The following is a 16,506-nucleotide window of genomic DNA, read 5'->3' as shown; positions in this document are numbered from 1 at the left end:
GGGTTCAGTTCGCTCCTGCCCCGCCGCTGTCGTCACCGCTATCGTCCCCGCTGTCATCATCATCGACACTGTCGTCCACGGCCGGATCGGCGGGTTTCAGCATGACGCCGTTGACGCTGACCGAACCGTCCGCTTTCGCGTTGACGACCCATTCCAGCCGGCCATCGGGCAGCGTCTTGCCAAACCCTTTCGCCATGAGTGCGACGGGCACGTATTGCGCCACTTCTGGCTCCGACTTTGCCGCCTCTTGCAGGCCTTCGACCATCTTGTCGAAGCCGGCGACATCGACGGTCACGCTACCTTCGGGCTTTTCGCCGGGGAACGTCATCTCGCCTTCCAGCGCGATCTCCGTGTCCTTGTTCTTCACCGTGCTGTGGCCGAGCACGACCTTCGGCGTCTTGGCCATGAAGTCGGCTTTGAGCTGCTCGCCGAAATCAGCCGACAATGGCGGATCCTGATTGAGATCAAAGGCCTCGATCGCCTTCTTCGCCATGCTGTCGAGATCGATGTTGGCGCCGCCGAAGTTCAGGTCGATGTCGGTGGGTAGCAGCCCCACGCTCCAGCTCGGCAGAAGCTGCTGCGGCACGGTCAGCCCCGAAGCCTTGATGCCATAGGTAATCGTGCCGTTCTGGGCGACGCCGTCGCTTCCGAACGCAGTGGAGAGCTGGGTGGCGCCGAAATTGCCCACCGGGCTTTCCACGGCGAAATCCTTGAAGCCGTAGGTTCCCTCGACACGCTCCCAAAGCGGCAAGGCGGCGAGCAGAAGCGATTTGAGCTGCGCCTGGTTGGCCTTCAGCGTCGCCTCGTCTTCATTCGCCACCGCAAATGCCAGGAGATCGAGCAACGGCTTTGTCCGCACGCCCTTGCCGCTGGCTTCGACCGACAGCTCCGGCGACCTGACGGTGACCGGGAATTTCAGCCCGCTCTCTGGATCGTCGAAATTGATCGCTTCGACAAAACTCGACACCTTTTGCGAGGTCGTGAAATCGACGCCACCAGTCGCGGACTTGGTCGCGGCAATGGTCGCGGTGCCGGCGCCAGTGCTGGCTTCCATGCGCTGCTTGGCATCCTTCGATGCCATCGTCATGCCGGCCATCGAACTGGTACCGCTGGTGAAGGCCGCCAGATTGGGGTCGTAGACGCCCGAGCCCTTGCCGTCCTTGATCGAAAACTGCGTACTTTGCAGCCCCTCGGGTCCGTTGAACTCGAAGGAAGCGCTTTGCGAGAAATCCATCGAGACGTCCCAGGACCCATCGCTGCGCGGCTTGACCATCAGCGCATAGGGAGCGAAGTCGAACTTCAGCAGCTTCTGCTCCGGGAATGATGCGGCAAGTGCCTTGAAATCAAACAGGATCTTGTAGGCGTTGCCCTCGAGCGAAACCTTCAGGATGCCTTTGTCGATCGCCTGCTTGCCGACATAGCGGGACAAGTCGTCGGACAATTGCTTCGCACCCTGACTGTCGACAGTCTGACCGAAAGCAGGTGCACTCAACGCAAGGAGGAAAACGAATGGCAGGGTACGGTTCACGCGAATTCTCCGTTTGACACAATGCATGTCGCCCAAAAGTGGGTCCCCGGTTTTGGGAGAACGACATGCATAAACAAAAAAACCTGAAGCGCATGCGCTTTAGAAGGAACGCTTCGTTCGTCTGGTATGAAATTACCGCCGCAACCGCAAGGCGGGATCCGCAACGCTATCAGGGCGGAACGTCTCGATCAAAGCACGAGCCGCATCAGCGGCCGGCCCGCCTTACGTTCCACGAGCCTTTCGAAGCCGGCCTTCTCGAAGACCCGCGACGAGCCGACGAACAGGCCGATCGAGCGCGAATCGCGAGACAGGTCTATCGGGCAGGCCTCGACCAGCCGTGCGCCATTCTTGCGGGCGAAATCGATGCCGCCTTCGACCAGGCGATGCGTGATGCCCCTGCCCCGCGCCTTGCTGCGGATGAAGAAGCAGGAGATTGCCCAGACGGCCGGATCCGCGGCGTCGGCGGGATCGATCGGTGCCGAACCCCTGCCCTGATTGTTCCATTCGGGCACGTCGGAGCGCGGTCCGATCTGCATCCAGCCGACCGCCTGGCCATCCTCGAAAGCCAGCAAACCCGGCGGCGGGCCGGCTTCGATGCGCGCCTTGATGTGGTCCTTGTTGCGCTCCCGGCTGCTTTCGCGGCGCACCGCCGGCGCCATACGGAAATGCGTGCACCAGCAGCCGTAACAGGCACCCTGCTTGCCGAAGAGATCCTCGAAATCCGCCCATAGCGCGGGCGTCAATGGCGCTATGGTCGTGCTCATGCGTTCTCCCCAGACCACCCTTGTCGCTGGTCTTGCGCTGTCGTACTATTGCGTTTGTTCTCTTTATGTTCCCACAAATGGCGGCTCCTGTCAACAATCCTCACCACGGTTTTTGCCGCGACTGCCTGACATTTCAGCGCAGCGAAACGCGCCGTTGCGAGCGCTGCGGCAGTCCAAGGCTCGCGCGTCATCCCGAGCTTTACCGGCTGCATCTGGCTCATATCGATTGCGATGCATTCTATGCGGCGATCGAAAAGCGCGACAATCCGGCGCTCAAGGACAAGCCGCTGATCATCGGCGGCGGCAAGCGCGGTGTTGTCTCCACCGCCTGCTACATCGCCCGCATCCAGGGCGTGCGCTCGGCAATGCCGATGTTCAAGGCGCTCGAAGCCTGCCCCGAGGCGGTCGTCATCAGCCCCAACATGGAAAAATACGTGCGCGTCGGCCGCGAGGTGCGCGCCATGATGCAGGCGCTGACGCCGCTGGTCGAGCCGCTGTCGATCGACGAGGCGTTTCTCGACCTCGCCGGCACCGAACGGCTGCACGGCCTGCCACCGGCGGTGGTGCTGGCGCGCTTCGCGCTGGCGGTCGAGAAGGAGATCGGCATCACCGTTTCGGCCGGCCTGTCCTATTGCAAGTTCCTCGCCAAGATAGCGTCGGACTTCCGCAAGCCGCGCGGCTTCTCGGTCATCGGCGAAGCCGAGGCGGTCGGCTTCCTGGCGGTACAGCCGGTGACCATGATCTGGGGCGTTGGCAAGGCGTTCAACGCCACGCTGGAGCGGGACGGCATCCGCACCATCGGCCAATTGCAGCAGATGGACCGTGGCGACCTGATGCGGCGTTACGGCACCATGGGCGACCGGCTCTACCGCCTTTCGCGCGGCGAGGACGTCCGCCGCGTCGACCCCGACCAGGACGCCAAGAGCGTATCGGCCGAAACCACCTTCGACACCGACATCGCTTCGCTGGATGAGCTGGTTGCGGTGCTGAGGGGCCTTTCGGAAAAGGTCTCGGCACGGCTGAAGAAATCGGGCATTGCCGGGCGCACCGTGGTGCTGAAGCTGAAGACCCAGGATTTCAAGCTGCGCACGCGCAACCGCCAACTCGGCGACCCGACCCGGCTCGCCGACCGCATCTTTCAGACCGGGGTGGAACTTCTGCGCAAGGAAACCGATGGCACGAAATACCGGCTGCTCGGCATCGGCGTCAGCGACCTCTCGGACGACGACAAGGCCGACCCGCCCGATCTGGTCGACGTCCAGTCGCGCAAGCGCGCCATGGCCGAAGGCGCTATCGACGCCCTGCGCGACAAGTTCGGCCGCAAGGCGGTTGAAACCGGCTATACCTTCGGCAAGAGCCGCGACGCCCACCCGCCGGAACCACTCGAGGAGTGACGCTGCATATCGCTGCGTTGAGATTCAACTGCGCTGCAGGTCTATCCTGCTCGTCACCACGCTCTTGCCGGTTTTCGGATCGGTGTCGACGACAGTCAGCCGCATGCCGTTCTCGCCGCGTTTCTCGACCCTCATCTGTGCCCTTCGGTCACCATTGACCTCCTTGGCCCAGCGGATGCCGACATTGATCGCGTTGCCGGAGCGGCTGCCGTTGAGTTGCGCCGGCCCGGTACGAGAACCGACATAGGTGCCGCTATATCTGGCACCGCTGGCTTTCAGATCCGCGCTGATGGCGCGCGTCACCACAATCAGTCCACGGCAATTGCCGTCGAGCGACAATGAGGTCGACGTCGCGTTCGACTTGAAGTTACAGGACACATTCACCGTTGGCGCGTCTGTGGTCACCTTGACGATACCCTTGCCGGCGAAATCGCCCCTGAACGACTGGAGAAATTTGGCCTCGTCGGCATGCGCGGTGCCTGCCGCAACCAACAGACATCCAGCAAGGCCGAATTGTGCGAATAATCTCATCGAAACTCTCCTTGTCGATCTCGAAAAAGGTGGGACAGTTCACAACGCAGGCACGGCTGGCTACGCGGGCTCAACGCCCCTTGCCGTTTCAGGTTCCGCCCGCAGCATGACTGTTTTGCAACATCCAGCCTTGGCGACTGGCCCAGAAGAATGCAGCGGCTAGCGATTGCGGCAAAAGCTCCGTCCTGCGACACAGCCGGCATGACACCTACCCCTTCGATTCCAAAGGCCGCGTTCTGGATGGCGTTGTCGATCGCCTCGTTCCTGGCGATGTCGGTCGCCGGCCGCGCCACGACAGCCGAACTCAACGTCTTCCAGGTGCTGGAACTGCGCTCGGTGATCGGCTTTTTCATCCTTCTGCCGCTGGTGATGATGAGCGGCGGCTTTGCCGCGATGCGCACGCAGCGCCCCATCGCCCATATCGCCCGCAACGTCATCCACTATACCGGCCAGGCGGCCTGGCTCTACGCGCTAACGCTGATCCCGCTGGCCGTGCTGATCTCGATCGAATTCACCACACCGATCTGGACGGCTATCCTGGCGGTGATTTTTCTCGGCGAAAGGCTCTCCCGGCCAAAGCTTGCGGCGATCGTCCTGGGGCTGATCGGCGTGGTGATCATCGTGCGCCCCGGTGTCGGCTCGGTCGATCCCGGACATCTCGTCGTGCTCGGTGCCGCCGTCTGCTTCGGCATCTCGGTGGTCACGGTCAAATCGCTGACGCGAACGGACAGCGTCGTGCGCATCATCTTCTGGATGCTGATCATCCAGTCGGTGGTCGGCCTCGTTCCAGCGCTTTATACGTGGCGCAACCCGCCCCTGGAACTGTGGCCATGGATCGTGCTGATCGCCTTCACCGGCATGTCGTCGCATTTCTGCATGGCCCGAGCGCTTGGCTATGCCGACGCGACCGTCATTTCGCCGATGGATTTCCTGCGTGTGCCGCTGTCGGCGCTGATCGGCTGGCTGCTCTATAGCGAGCAGATCGACGCCTTCACCGCCGGCGGCGCGCTGCTGATCCTGATGGGCAATCTGCTCAATCTCCAGCGCAAGGCGCCGCAGCCTGCCGAAGTCGTCGCCTCCCAGCTATAAGGCTATTCGCCCAGTCAGTTGCCTGGTTCGGTCGCTACGATCCGACAGGTTGGCTGGCGTCGATACGACTGCCGCCACTCGCCTCGATCGAGCGGTACTCGGCTCAGTCATAGACGCCATCAAATAGAAGATCGTTGTCACTGCCCGCCTTGAAGTGTCCGGCGTACGAACCTGTTGGCAGCAGCAATGTTTCGCCTGACCCGGTTTGCAATGTCAGGGTTTTCGATCCGGTCGGGAGGTGAAATGGCGGATCAAGCACGGCGCCATCAATTTCGACCGAGCCTTGCAAGGGAGTCCCGGTTGCACTGTAGAGTGCATAGCTTCCAGCAATCGGAACGTCGAAAATCTTCTTCTCACCGGGATGAAGGCGACTGCCAGCGATTCTGAGATTTGGTGCGACGCTGACGTAACTGTTCGCAATCTGAGGCGCGACCACGGGATAGATCTTGTCCATTCTGTAGGACCACAGGATCATCTTCGGCGGAGACTCGCTAAAGACATTGTAGGCCTCGGAACTCCTGCCTTCCAGCAAGGTCGCGAATATAGAGTGCTGATCGAGCCACAAAGTTGTCGGTTCCTGCCGATTTGGCAGCATCCCGATGCCGTCGAAATACCGCTCATCGGGCGCGAGCAATGACTCTGCGCGCGCGACCAGTTCAAGTTGGGCCGCATTGTCGAAGCGAAGGTAAAGTACATTGGCAACGAAGCTTATAGCCATGGCCGTGACGAGCGCTGTCCACGCAAGGCGCAGGTAACGCACGCGGGCTGCGACGCCGTCGAGCAGCGTCAATGACCATAATGACATGAATGGCAACGCCATGATGAACACGTAGGGCCACGGCTGGTCGTGCGCGAAAACCAGCACCGTGATGACGACAGAGAAGATCAGGGCAATTCGCCTTCGTTCATCGAGTTTCATGATCTGCATCAGGGACAGAGCCATGCCGGCGAAACAGAAGACATAAAGAACATAGTTTCGCGCGAGCGTCTGAAACACGAATCGCCTCAGCCCCCCATAATCACCGCCCCCGCGCGCAGCAATCTCAAGAGGACCGAATACGAGGTTCCTGGCAATGGAAACAGGGTCGGCGCCGCCGAAGATAAAGCAATAGGCGATTATGGGAACGGCCCATCCCAGCATAAGCCATGCGCCGCGCGCCATGCCTGCCGCATAGCGTTTCGCCAAAGCCGCGTCGGCGACCAGACCAAGGCCAAGCGCAAGATTGAAATAGATCGATTTCTGCGTCGCGAGGAACGACAGGCCGCTTAGGATGCCGGCAGCGACAAGCTGCCGTCCGCTCAATTCACGTGCCCGCAGGACGACCAGCAGCGCCGCCACCGCGAAGAACACTGCCAGTGGTTCGGCGATGGTGCGAAAGATGCGCTCCATGAAATTCGAGAAGCACAAGAGGAGGAGGACAATGACCAAGGCACGGATCCGATCCTCTCCAAGTGCGCGAGCGCATGCGTAGACCAAAGCAATGGTCGCGCACGCCAGCAGCGCAGTCTGCATACGGCCGGCAAGCAGGATCGACCTGGCATCCCAACCGATCAGGTGGGCGATCTCGTAGAAGACCGCGTAGCCGACCGCCTTGGGGTGCCAGATCGTATCGAAGAGACCGTTGGAGAAATATTTGGCCCATCCGAGTTGGACGAATTCGTCCATGACGAAGCGAGCATTCCAAGCCAAGGTGAAGAGCAAAACGATCTTAAGTGCGATCAGGACACTCAGAAAAATCGTCGCCGGGCGTTGCCCGAGACCGAATGGCTGGCTTGATCTGTGTCCAAATTCTTGCGTGTCCAAGATACCCCCAACCCTGGCTCAGGCCAGGGCCCGCCGGCGTGCCAGAAAGTGCATCACCTCGCCACTTCGACTGCTACCGCTCCACAAACGCAAACAGCCCGTTTGGCGAGGCGGCTTCGCCTCGGTCCCGGCGCGGTTGCTTGTCGAATACCGTGCCGAAACCGCGTTGCGTGATTTTGTTTGGTCGCGCATGTGTAGTGGGTTCTTGCAGAGTCCGCGCGTTTAGCTCGCGCTGAGCGGATTTTAACAACTGTTAGCCTTCGCTCGTTAAGAAAGGCCTATAGTCATCCATCGTAACCTGCTCTCCCCAATAGTGTGGAGACTCGAAAGGACCGCGCGTGCTGCAACCGAAATTCACGTCGGGTCTTGTCTGCCCAGCCTGCTATGCTGCGCTGGTGACAGGCCCCGATGCCCTAACATGCAAGTCCTGCTCAGCCATTTATCCCATTCGAAAAGGCATTCCGTTCTTTGCCGAGCCACCGACAAGGCAAGGCTTCGACGCCAGCTTCCATGAAGAGGCGTATGCCGGCACCAGCACCCGCGCCCGCTTTTACAATTTGCTGAAGCGGCTCATAACAAGCGAGTATTCACCGCATGACACACTGAATTCGTTTCTAGCATCGGTGCCTCCACACTCCATAGTCATCGAGTTCGGTTCCGGCGCTCGGCGCATCCGCTCCGATGTGCTCAACATTGACTTGTTCCCGGCGCCGAATGTCGATCTCGTTGCGGATATTGAGCGCACCCCACTCCCGAGCGATTCAGTCGATTACATCATTCTGGACAGCGTGATCGAGCATGTTCCCAATCCGGCTGCGGTCGTTGATGAAGTGCTCCGCGTCCTAAAACCAGGCGGCAAGCTGCTGTGCATCAACCCGTTCTTGTTTCCCTACCATGGCTACCCTGCCCATTACTGCAACTTCACGAAAGACGGGATCGAGCAGCTTCTTCGGCGGTTCGGAAGGGTTGAGGTTCAAACGCATCAGGGACCGACGAGCGCAATCGTCAACATCCTTTCCGAGTACGTCGGCGTGATAGTGGGTCGGGAGAACCGGACCCGCTACATGTTGGCGAAAGGAGCGGTCTTGACGCTGACATTCCCGCTCAAATTCATCGACAAATTGCTTGTCGATCGCCCCGAGAGTCATCGGATCGCCAGTATGCTCGGCACCATCGCGACCAAATAATTCAACGGGCTGTACGCCCGCACCATCGCGCCGAACACCCTCATAACCCGGGGCGGTGGCATTGATCGCGGGACATCCCTGCAGGTCAAAATGTTCAGAGACTACCAACTCAACACTTCGCAATAGTTCGGCCAGTCAGGTACAGCCGATACCCTCTGCGCCTTTGGGAAATACCGTCGCGCCATGACGGCAAAGTCCGAGCGTGAAAACAGCACGACATGCTTGTCTCCGGTGATGTGCCGGTCCGCCAGAAGCGACAGCGTGGCGCGCACGCCGCCCGGCTCAATGTCCTTCAAGATGATCTTCCGGCAAGCCCAGCGTTCGCAGCTGCTGGCCAGCGATTTGAAAAATGAGTCGCGTTGATCGACCGGCACGTGATGGATGACGTCGGAAATCGTGACAGCATCGTAAAGCCCAGTAACCTCGGTGAGATCAGTCGCAGGCAGAAGTACAACCCTCGCCCGATGTACGTCGCTCAAGAATGTACCGATTGAAGGAGCTAGATCGCACATCGTAACAGCTAGGTCAGGGCGTCGATTTAGGAGCCGCTCGATAAGCGCGCCGTCACCGCCGCCGATGTCCACGATCTTCGCGCCGTTCGGCAACTCACCGTCAAGAAAATCCGCGATCAGGTTGAGGTTGACGAACACACGACGATACACATTGCCGACCGGCTCAAAATGGCGGCCGAGAACCCTGCGCGCGACCTGACCTGGTGCCAGCATTCTTATTCCTCGTTTCTTGCTGATTGGCGTTTCGCCGGGTGAGTGGGTGCCGTCGGCACGGCAGCGGGGTACAGATGGAGACGCGGCAGGATAGCCCAGTGCGCGGCAGCAAAGTTCCAGGCGAATAGGGCGATGGTGGCGATTGGGGTTGCAATCGGAACACTAAGGTCGAAGCCGGAACAGAGGACGACCATCATAGCTACCGAGATCGGATAAGCCGCGACCACGCCTCCTGCGAAACGCGTGAATGCCTTCAGGCGAAGTGGCTCCGCGAAAGTGAACCGGCTATGCAGTCCGTATCCGATCGGCGTGACAGCCAGGAATGAGATCAGGATGCCCAGCAGGTAATGTCCCCCCAAGTGATCGACCACAATCATGATGGCGTTGTGCGCAATGGCGCACATCAACCCCACTAGCGTGTATCGCCAGCCCCGTTCCAAAAGCGGTCTTTTGCGGATGCCCGCGTCACGCTCCTGTTCCATCGGCTCATCCGTGGATATAATTGGATTGGGCATCGGCCTCAGAAAGCTCCCGTCAGTTTGGCGCGAAGCCGGCACACAACACGCTCGCGCAACCGCGAGTCGCGCAAATAGCGCCTTATTCCCATCGGCCCGAGCGACAGCACAGCACGAGCCGCGCGAACCAAAGCTCTCAAGTCGCCGCCCGACGCGGCGGCCAGCGAGACATTAACGCTGATCGACGCCAGAGCGGCAGGTTCAACCCAGCGTCGGCTGCTCGCCGGAAGCCGGGAAAGATGGCGCTCCAGGACAATCTGCATTTGCGACCGGAATTCGCTAACGTCACGGGATCCAGCTACAGTCAACGAACCGCCGTGAACCCGAAAGGCCGTAGTGATCTCGTCGTGATAAACGACAGGACCGATACTGGCGAGCTTCGCCCAGATGTCCCAATCTGCCGTATACCAGAGTTTCTCATCCATGCCTCCGCATTCCAGCCATGCGGTTCTGCGGAATATCGGAGCGGGCACCGAGACAAAGTTTTGAACAAGCAGCCGCTCCAGCAGGAATTGAGTTCCGAGCACCTCGTCAGCCGGCAAAGGGCAGTTCCAGCGCCCAATTCGGCGGCCGTAGCGGTCAATGATGGCGGTCGGGGCCAAATGAAGCCCGGCTTCGGATGAGGTCGCGGGCCAGCGGTGGGCGGCCTCGACGCGCCCGGGCAGCCACAGGTCATCTTGGTGGAGGATGCAGACGTGATCGGCGGCCGCCAACTCGACGCCTAAATTGGTCTTTGTTTGCCAAGGCGCAAGATCCCTTCGCTGAAGCAGCCGAAGGGGCAATCGGTGGGCAAATCGTTCGACGATGGCAGCAGTGGCGCTCGTCGAACTGCTGTCGATAACGATTATTTCCAGATCGCCGGTCGGCTCAGCAGCCAGCGATTCAAGTGTCGCGCCAATCCATGCCTCACCTTCGTGGACCGGCATGACGACGGACAGAAATGGCTTTTCGCCCACGCAGCTACCTGCTCGAGTTCCCGCCTGGAAGCCAGTCGGGCGGCCTGTCATCCAAATTATCAAGCAGCAGCTTGAGCACGAAACCGGATAACACCATGGACATGCCTGCCACGCAGGCGGTGGTGATCACAAAGGTCAGGTGCACCGACCGCTCCATCGGCCCGCCGACAAAAATCCAGTGCAGCGCCAGCAACAGGTCCGCAACAAAGCCGGCCACTGCGAGCACGCCACCTGAGAAGAGCAGCCATTCCAACGGGCGACCGCGCATCAGCCAGGGCACGATTCGGCCTCCGTGGACTGGGTGATAAATAGCGATCGCCACCTTGGCCAGCATGCCAAAAAGGATCGCCGAAAGACCAATCAGTGTCGCCATTGCCGAGAGTGCGACGAAGTGAATTCCGAAATACCACCCGGCGATCCGGACAGGCCCCGCAGCGAGGATCGCAAGGCCAGCAATGCCAATCACCAGCAAGGTCAGTCCCGGTATAAGGTACATGGTATCGGGTGCATGGGCTACGATCAGTCGCAGGTGTCGCCAACCGTCACGGAATGAGCGCAGATGGGGTGGACGGCCACGCTTGTCCGGATAGAGCTTGATCGGTACCTCACGGATCACGAGGCCTGCGCGATGCGCGTTGATGACCATCTCCGAGGCGAATTCCATGCCGGTTGAGCGCGCGCCTATCCTCAGAAACGCATCGCGGGTCAACCCGCGCATGCCGCAATGAAAATCGTGTATCGAAGAATGGTGAAGCCAACGGGCAATCATTGAAAGCACCGGGTTGCCGAGATATCGATGCAGCGGAGGCATGGCGCCCGGCTCGATACCGCCCGCAAAGCGATCACCGATGACCAGTTCGGCACCATGCTCCAATGCGTCGATGAAATCTCCGAGGCTGCTCCAGTCGTAGGAATCGTCTGCATCCGCCATGATGAGATACTTGCCTCGTGCAGATTTAGCCGCCGCGCTAATCGCCGCGCCGTATCCCTTGACCCCCTGGTGCACGACGCGCGCACCGAGGGACTCCGCAATCTCAACCGACCGATCGCTCGACCCATTGTCTCCGACGACCACCTCGCCCTCGATACCCCGCTTTGCAAAAGCATCGAGAGCCTTTTGGATGCAGATGCCGAGCGTGCGCTCTTCGTTCAGGCAAGGAATAATGGCCGATACGAGAGGCGCCCCCGCATCATCGGCGCGCGGGACATTCAGATCGGTCTGGACCCCCGCAAAATCTGCCTTCGCGATCATCGTGCCTCGCTCCGCCCATCGTAGGCCTTACTGACAACCAGGCTACGCCCAACATTTCCGCTGCCTAGCAGCAACACTATCAAGAACAAGTTAGTCAATGATATACGAGAGCCGTGCCCGTCGGCGGATTATGTGGTTCATCAAGTAATTGGCGGAATTTTATGCTCTCGTCGTAAGAGCGGCACATCCAGTATGCCATGGCTGGTTGCTGTGTCAGGAACAGACCGACGCCTTCACCGCCAGCGGCGCGCTGCTGATCCTGATGGGCAATCTGCTCAATCTCCAGCGCAAGGCGATAAGGCCGGCCGACGTGGTAGCGTCGTAACACCGCCGCTGGTCAGTTTCCCTCGTCGGGGATGTTGAGAAGATGGCCGCAGGCCTTGCAATGCACGGCATCCGGCTCATGCCGTTGCAAGCCGCATTGCGGGCAGGGAAAGAACACCTTGGCCGGCCGGAAGATCCTGCGCCAGCCTGACGAACAGCGATATGCCGATGATCATGGTGACGATCGCCGTCAGCTTGCCGGCCATGCCCGGCAGCACGATGTCGCCGAAGCCGGTCGTCGTTACCGTGGCGACGGTGAAATAAAGCGCGTCGATGTAGTTTTCGAGGCCGGCGCCGGTGCGAAAGAAGAAGGTGTAGACGAAGCCGGTGACGACGAACAGAAAGGTCAAAAGGTTGATGACCGCCTGGCTCGCTTCGCGCCAGGGCCGCAAGCCGCGCATCTCGAAATGCCGCCAGAGCGAACCGCTGCGCGACAGCGACCACAGCCGCAGGATGCGCAGGAAAGCGAGATTGGCCAACGCCGTCGGCATCAGCAGCGTCAACAGGATGAAGACATCGACCCACGATGTCGGCTGCTTCATCAGCCGCAGCATGTCGTTGGAAGCCAGCAGCCGGGCAACCAGGTCCGCAGCGACGAGAGCGGCCGCCGAATAGTCGAGCCAGAGGAATGACGGCTTATCCTGGAGAACCGGCGTCGCGATAAAGAAAACGATGATGGCGAGGTCGATGACGACAGCCACCACCTGGAACCGGAAAGCCGCCGGCGTGCGCCCGTGATAGAGCTTGCGCAGCCAGTCGCGCAGCCGGGCCAGGGTTGAAACCGCCTGTGATCCGCCCGTGCCTGCCGCTTTCATGATGATTGCGGTGGCGTTCGCTGCAGGAACCGCCCGGCGAAATGCAGCCAGCCCGGAAGAGCGGGGGTCACACCAATTCCACTTCGACCACGCCCGGCACCGCTCGCATCGCCGAGGCGATCTGTGGGGAGATCCGGTAGCGGTTCGGCAGCTCGATCTCGATTTCCCCCTCGCCTTCTTCCTTGATCAGCACGAAGCTCACCTGGCCCTCGCCCCTGACGGCAAGCTGCCCAGCCAGTGTGTTGATCGGCGCGGCGTTGCGCACGAAGATGCGCAGCGCCTTCTGGATGCGGCTTGCCTCGTCCTCTAGCGATTGTACCGAGTTGATGCGCAGATTGACGCCTTCGGGCCTGTCCTCGGCCGCGACCGTGATGACGACGGAGCGGCCGGCCTCGAGCAGGTCGCGATATTGCGCCAGTCCTTCCGAAAACAGCACGGCTTCGTACTGGCCGGATGTATCGGAAAAGGCGATGACACCCATCTTGTTGCCGGTACGCGTCTTGCGTTCCTGCTTGGATGTCACCGTGCCGGCTAGACGGCCGGCGGCGGCACCGCGCTTGACGGCCGCCGAAAACTCGGCCCACGTCTGCACCCGCATCTTCTGCAGGGCCGCCTTGTACTCGTCGAGTGGATGCGCCGAGAGGTAGAAGCCGACCACCTGGAATTCGCGGTGCAGTCGGTCGGCGGCGAGCCACGGTTCCGTCGCCGGCAGATTGAGCGCCTGCGACTGGGCGCCGAGCGAAGCGCCGAAGATGTCGTGCTGGCCGGAGACCGCGTTCTGCTGTGCCAGCGACGCCAGCCCCATCATGCGTTCCACGCCCGCCAGCATCGACGCACGATCATGGCCGAAGCAGTCGAGCGCACCGGCCATGATCAGGCTTTCGAAGACGCGCTTGCCGACGATCTTCGGATCGACCCGCTCGCAAAAATCGGCGAGGTTCTTGAACGGCTTTTCGCCACGCTGGGCAACGATGTGCTCGACTGCCGTATCGCCGACGCCCTTGAGCGCGGCCAGCGAATAGTAGATGCGGTTCTCACCGACCTCGAACGGACGAAAACTCGATATCACCGACGGCGCCAGAACCTCGATGCCGAGGCGCAGCGCATCCTGGCGGAAATCGGCGAGCTTGTCGGTGTTGCCCATGTCGAGCGTCATCGACGCCGCCAGGAACTCGACCGGATAATGCGCCTTGAGATAGGCGGTCTGGTACGAGACGACCGCGTAAGCCGCGGCGTGCGACTTGTTGAAACCATAGTCGGCGAACTTGGCCAGCAGGTCGAAAATGAAGTCGGCTTGCGGCTTGCCGACGCCGCGCTCGACCGCGCCCGAAACGAAGCGTTCGCGCTGCTTGTCCATCTCGGCGCGAATCTTCTTGCCCATGGCGCGGCGCAGCAAATCGGCTTCGCCGAGCGAGTAGCCGGCAAGCTCCTGCGCGATCTGCATCACCTGTTCCTGGTAGACGATGACGCCTTGCGTCTCTTTCACCAGATGGTCGATCTTGGGATGGATCGACGCCATCTCCTCCTCGCCATGCTTTCTGGCATTGTAGGTCGGAATGTTCTCCATCGGCCCCGGCCGGTAGAGCGCGACCAGCGCGATGATGTCCTCGATGCAGTCGGGCCGCATGCCGATCAGCGCCTTGCGCATGCCGGCACTTTCCACCTGGAACACGCCGACCACCTCGCCGCGCGACAGCATGGCGTAGGTCTCGGGATCGTCGAGCGGGATCGTCGCCAGGTCGATCTCGATGCCGCGACGGCGAATCAGTTTCACCGCTGTCTCCAGCACCGTCAGGGTCTTCAGGCCGAGGAAGTCGAACTTCACCAGCCCGGCCTGCTCGACATATTTCATGTTGAACTGGGTGACCGGCATGTCCGAGCGCGGATCGCGGTACATCGGCACCAGTTCCGACAGCGGCCGGTCGCCGATGACGATGCCGGCGGCGTGTGTCGAAGCGTGCCGGTAGAGGCCCTCCAGCTTCTGCGCCATGTCGAGCAGCGTCTGGACGATCGGCTCCCTCTCGGCCTCTTCGGCAAAGCGCGGCTCGTTGGCGATGGCGTCGGCGAGCTTGACCGGATTGGCCGGGTTCTGCGGTACCATCTTGGAGAGCTTGTCGACCTGGCCATAGGGCATCTGCAGCACGCGGCCGACGTCGCGCAGCACGGCGCGTGCCTGCAGCGTACCGAAGGTGATGATCTGGCCGACCTGGTCGCGGCCGTATTTCTGCTGGACGTAGCGGATGACCTCCTCGCGGCGATCCTGGCAGAAGTCGATGTCGAAGTCGGGCATCGACACGCGGTCGGGATTGAGGAAGCGCTCGAACAGCAGCGAGAAGCGCAGCGGATCGATGTCGGTGATGGTCGTCGAATAGGCGACCAGGGAACCTGCGCCCGAACCACGGCCCGGTCCGACCGGAATGCCCTGTGACTTGGCCCATTTGATGAAGTCGGCAACGATCAGGAAATAGCCGGGAAACTTCATCTTGGTGATGATGCCGAGCTCGAAATTCAACCGCTCGCGATATTGCTCGACCGTGTAGCCGGGAGTCGGGCCATGCGCTGCCAGCCGCGCGTCGAGCCCCTCATGCGCCTGACGGGCCAGTTCGTCGGCCTCCGCCTGCACGGCGGCGTCATTGTCGGCGACGTCGCCGCCGGTGAAGCGTGGCAGGATCGGGTTGCGATTCCTGGGATAGTAGGAACAGCGCAGAGCGATCTCGACGGTGTTGTCGATCGCTTCCGGCAGATCGGCGAATAGCCGCGCCATATCCGCCTGGCTGCGCAGGAAATTGTCCGGCGACAGCCGGCGGCGGTTGTCGACGGCGACGACAGAGCCCTCGGCGATGGCGATCAGCGCGTCATGCGCATCATAATCGTCGCGCGCCGAGAAGAACGCCTCGTTGGTGGCGACCAGCGGCAATTCATGAGCGTAGGCCAGATCGATCGAGGATTTCTCGATCACCCGGTCATAGCCGGAAACCCGGTCCAGCTCGACATAGAGCCTGTCGCCGAACATCGACTTGAGGGTAAAAAGCCGAGCCTCGGCCAGGTCGCGGCGATCTTCCTTGAGCGCTATGCCGATCGGTCCGCGCGGCCCGCCGCTGAGGCAGATCAGCCCGTCACAATAGCCTTGCATCATATTGGTGGTCAGGTGCACGGCCTCGCCTGGCGGCGTTTCGAGGTAGACGCGGCTGACCAGCCTGACCAGATTGGAATAGCCGGCCTCGGTCGCGGCAAGCAGGACGACCGGCCGCGTATCGGGGCCTTGCCGCCTGCGGTCGCGCTGGCCGTCGCTGTTTTCACCGGAGAATGCGAGCGCGGTCTGGCAGCCGATAATCGGCTGGATGCCGTCCTTCACCGCCTTCTGTGCGAATTCCAGCGCGCCGAACAGATTGTTGGTGTCGGTGACGGCAATGGCCGGGGCTTCATCCTTGACCGCGTGAGCGACCACCTTGCTAATCTGCAAGGCGCCTTCCAGCAGCGAATAGGCCGAATGTACGCGCAGATGGACGAAGGGCCGAGCGGGTGCCTCCGGCCGCGCTGCCGCTATTGCGGCTTCGCGCTTCAGGGGATCGCGGGGAAGTTTTTCGTCGGCCATGGTGCTGCGTGAAGGTCCTTGAGTCGA

At 61.1% G+C, this 16,506-nt stretch carries 12 protein-coding genes and 2 pseudogenes; 4 read left to right on the top strand and 10 right to left on the bottom strand.

The window, feature by feature from the left end:
• Window positions 1–4 precede the first annotated feature (4 nt).
• Window positions 5–1,528: a hypothetical protein gene (locus NKI73_RS06995; RefSeq protein WP_352628125.1), complete on the bottom strand. Its 1,524-nt coding sequence runs from the start codon at window positions 1,526–1,528 to the stop codon at window positions 5–7.
• A 188-nt stretch (window positions 1,529–1,716) separates the two neighbouring features.
• A complete protein-coding gene (locus tag NKI73_RS06990; protein ID WP_352628124.1) occupies window positions 1,717–2,292 on the bottom strand; it encodes a GNAT family N-acetyltransferase in 576 nt (191 codons plus the stop codon).
• 65 nt (window positions 2,293–2,357) lie between these two features.
• On the opposite strand from NKI73_RS06990, the gene NKI73_RS06985 reads away from it, so the two are divergent.
• On the top strand, window positions 2,358–3,686 hold the full coding sequence (locus tag NKI73_RS06985; protein ID WP_352628123.1) for a DNA polymerase IV: 1,329 nt from the start codon (window positions 2,358–2,360) through the stop codon (window positions 3,684–3,686).
• A 24-nt stretch (window positions 3,687–3,710) separates the two neighbouring features.
• Here NKI73_RS06985 and NKI73_RS06980 read toward each other — a convergent pair whose 3' ends face one another.
• Window positions 3,711–4,217, bottom strand: coding sequence for a hypothetical protein (locus NKI73_RS06980; RefSeq protein ID WP_352628122.1), 507 nt, complete (start codon window positions 4,215–4,217; stop codon window positions 3,711–3,713).
• A 201-nt stretch (window positions 4,218–4,418) separates the two neighbouring features.
• Between NKI73_RS06980 and NKI73_RS06975 the strand changes: the two genes are divergently transcribed.
• Window positions 4,419–5,306 carry a DMT family transporter gene (locus NKI73_RS06975; RefSeq protein ID WP_352628121.1) on the top strand — a complete coding sequence of 296 codons (888 nt, stop codon included), beginning with the start codon at window positions 4,419–4,421 and terminating at the stop codon, window positions 5,304–5,306.
• A gap of 103 nt (window positions 5,307–5,409) precedes the next feature.
• Here the strand turns inward: NKI73_RS06975 and NKI73_RS06970 are convergent, their stop codons facing one another.
• Complete coding sequence (locus NKI73_RS06970; protein ID WP_352628120.1) at window positions 5,410–7,110, bottom strand: ArnT family glycosyltransferase; 1,701 nt, start codon at window positions 7,108–7,110, stop codon at window positions 5,410–5,412.
• A 338-nt stretch (window positions 7,111–7,448) separates the two neighbouring features.
• On the opposite strand from NKI73_RS06970, the gene NKI73_RS06965 reads away from it, so the two are divergent.
• Window positions 7,449–8,297 (top strand): methyltransferase domain-containing protein, encoded by an 849-nt coding sequence (locus NKI73_RS06965; RefSeq protein ID WP_352628119.1) that lies wholly within the window; start codon window positions 7,449–7,451, stop codon window positions 8,295–8,297.
• A 101-nt stretch (window positions 8,298–8,398) separates the two neighbouring features.
• Here NKI73_RS06965 and NKI73_RS06960 read toward each other — a convergent pair whose 3' ends face one another.
• The 4 genes from NKI73_RS06960 to NKI73_RS06945 are packed head-to-tail and all read right to left on the bottom strand — an operon-like array spanning window position 8,399 to window position 11,745.
• Window positions 8,399–9,022 (bottom strand): class I SAM-dependent methyltransferase, encoded by a 624-nt coding sequence (locus tag NKI73_RS06960; protein ID WP_352628118.1) that lies wholly within the window; start codon window positions 9,020–9,022, stop codon window positions 8,399–8,401.
• 2 nt (window positions 9,023–9,024) lie between these two features.
• Window positions 9,025–9,504 (bottom strand): GtrA family protein, encoded by a 480-nt coding sequence (locus tag NKI73_RS06955; protein ID WP_352628117.1) that lies wholly within the window; start codon window positions 9,502–9,504, stop codon window positions 9,025–9,027.
• A gap of 38 nt (window positions 9,505–9,542) precedes the next feature.
• Complete coding sequence (locus NKI73_RS06950) at window positions 9,543–10,493, bottom strand: glycosyltransferase (protein ID WP_352628115.1); 951 nt, start codon at window positions 10,491–10,493, stop codon at window positions 9,543–9,545.
• A 4-nt stretch (window positions 10,494–10,497) separates the two neighbouring features.
• A complete protein-coding gene (locus tag NKI73_RS06945) occupies window positions 10,498–11,745 on the bottom strand; it encodes a glycosyltransferase family 2 protein (protein WP_352628114.1) in 1,248 nt (415 codons plus the stop codon).
• A 199-nt stretch (window positions 11,746–11,944) separates the two neighbouring features.
• Here NKI73_RS06945 and NKI73_RS06940 point away from each other — a divergent pair.
• Window positions 11,945–12,070 (top strand): annotated as a pseudogene (locus NKI73_RS06940) (EamA/RhaT family transporter); the annotation flags it as partial.
• Window positions 12,071–12,082: 12 nt separating this feature from the next.
• On the opposite strand, the pseudogene NKI73_RS06935 reads toward NKI73_RS06940, so the two are convergent.
• Both NKI73_RS06935 and dnaE read right to left on the bottom strand, forming a co-directional pair.
• Window positions 12,083–12,884: pseudogene (locus NKI73_RS06935) on the bottom strand (potassium channel family protein).
• 67 nt (window positions 12,885–12,951) lie between these two features.
• Entirely contained in the window at window positions 12,952–16,479 is a 3,528-nt protein-coding gene (gene dnaE, locus NKI73_RS06930; protein ID WP_352628113.1) for a DNA polymerase III subunit alpha, read from the bottom strand.
• Window positions 16,480–16,506 lie beyond the last annotated feature (27 nt).

It is taken from the genome of Mesorhizobium sp. M0496 (assembly GCF_040321205.1).
In the GTDB taxonomy this organism is placed as follows: Bacteria; Pseudomonadota; Alphaproteobacteria; order Rhizobiales; family Rhizobiaceae; genus Mesorhizobium.
Note: the sequence above shows the minus strand (reverse complement) of the source record. Positions and strands in the feature narration are given on the sequence as shown.

Coding starts and splice junctions, on each gene's coding strand:
- NKI73_RS06990 (WP_352628124.1), bottom strand. CDS start 2,292: ATGAGCACGACCATAGCGCCATTGACGCCCGCGCTATGGGCGGATTTC.
- NKI73_RS06985 (WP_352628123.1), top strand. CDS start 2,358: ATGTTCCCACAAATGGCGGCTCCTGTCAACAATCCTCACCACGGTTTT.
- NKI73_RS06980 (WP_352628122.1), bottom strand. CDS start 4,217: ATGAGATTATTCGCACAATTCGGCCTTGCTGGATGTCTGTTGGTTGCG.
- NKI73_RS06975 (WP_352628121.1), top strand. CDS start 4,419: ATGACACCTACCCCTTCGATTCCAAAGGCCGCGTTCTGGATGGCGTTG.
- NKI73_RS06960 (WP_352628118.1), bottom strand. CDS start 9,022: ATGCTGGCACCAGGTCAGGTCGCGCGCAGGGTTCTCGGCCGCCATTTT.
- NKI73_RS06955 (WP_352628117.1), bottom strand. CDS start 9,504: ATGGAACAGGAGCGTGACGCGGGCATCCGCAAAAGACCGCTTTTGGAA.
- NKI73_RS06945 (WP_352628114.1), bottom strand. CDS start 11,745: ATGATCGCGAAGGCAGATTTTGCGGGGGTCCAGACCGATCTGAATGTC.
- dnaE (WP_352628113.1), bottom strand. CDS start 16,479: ATGGCCGACGAAAAACTTCCCCGCGATCCCCTGAAGCGCGAAGCCGCA.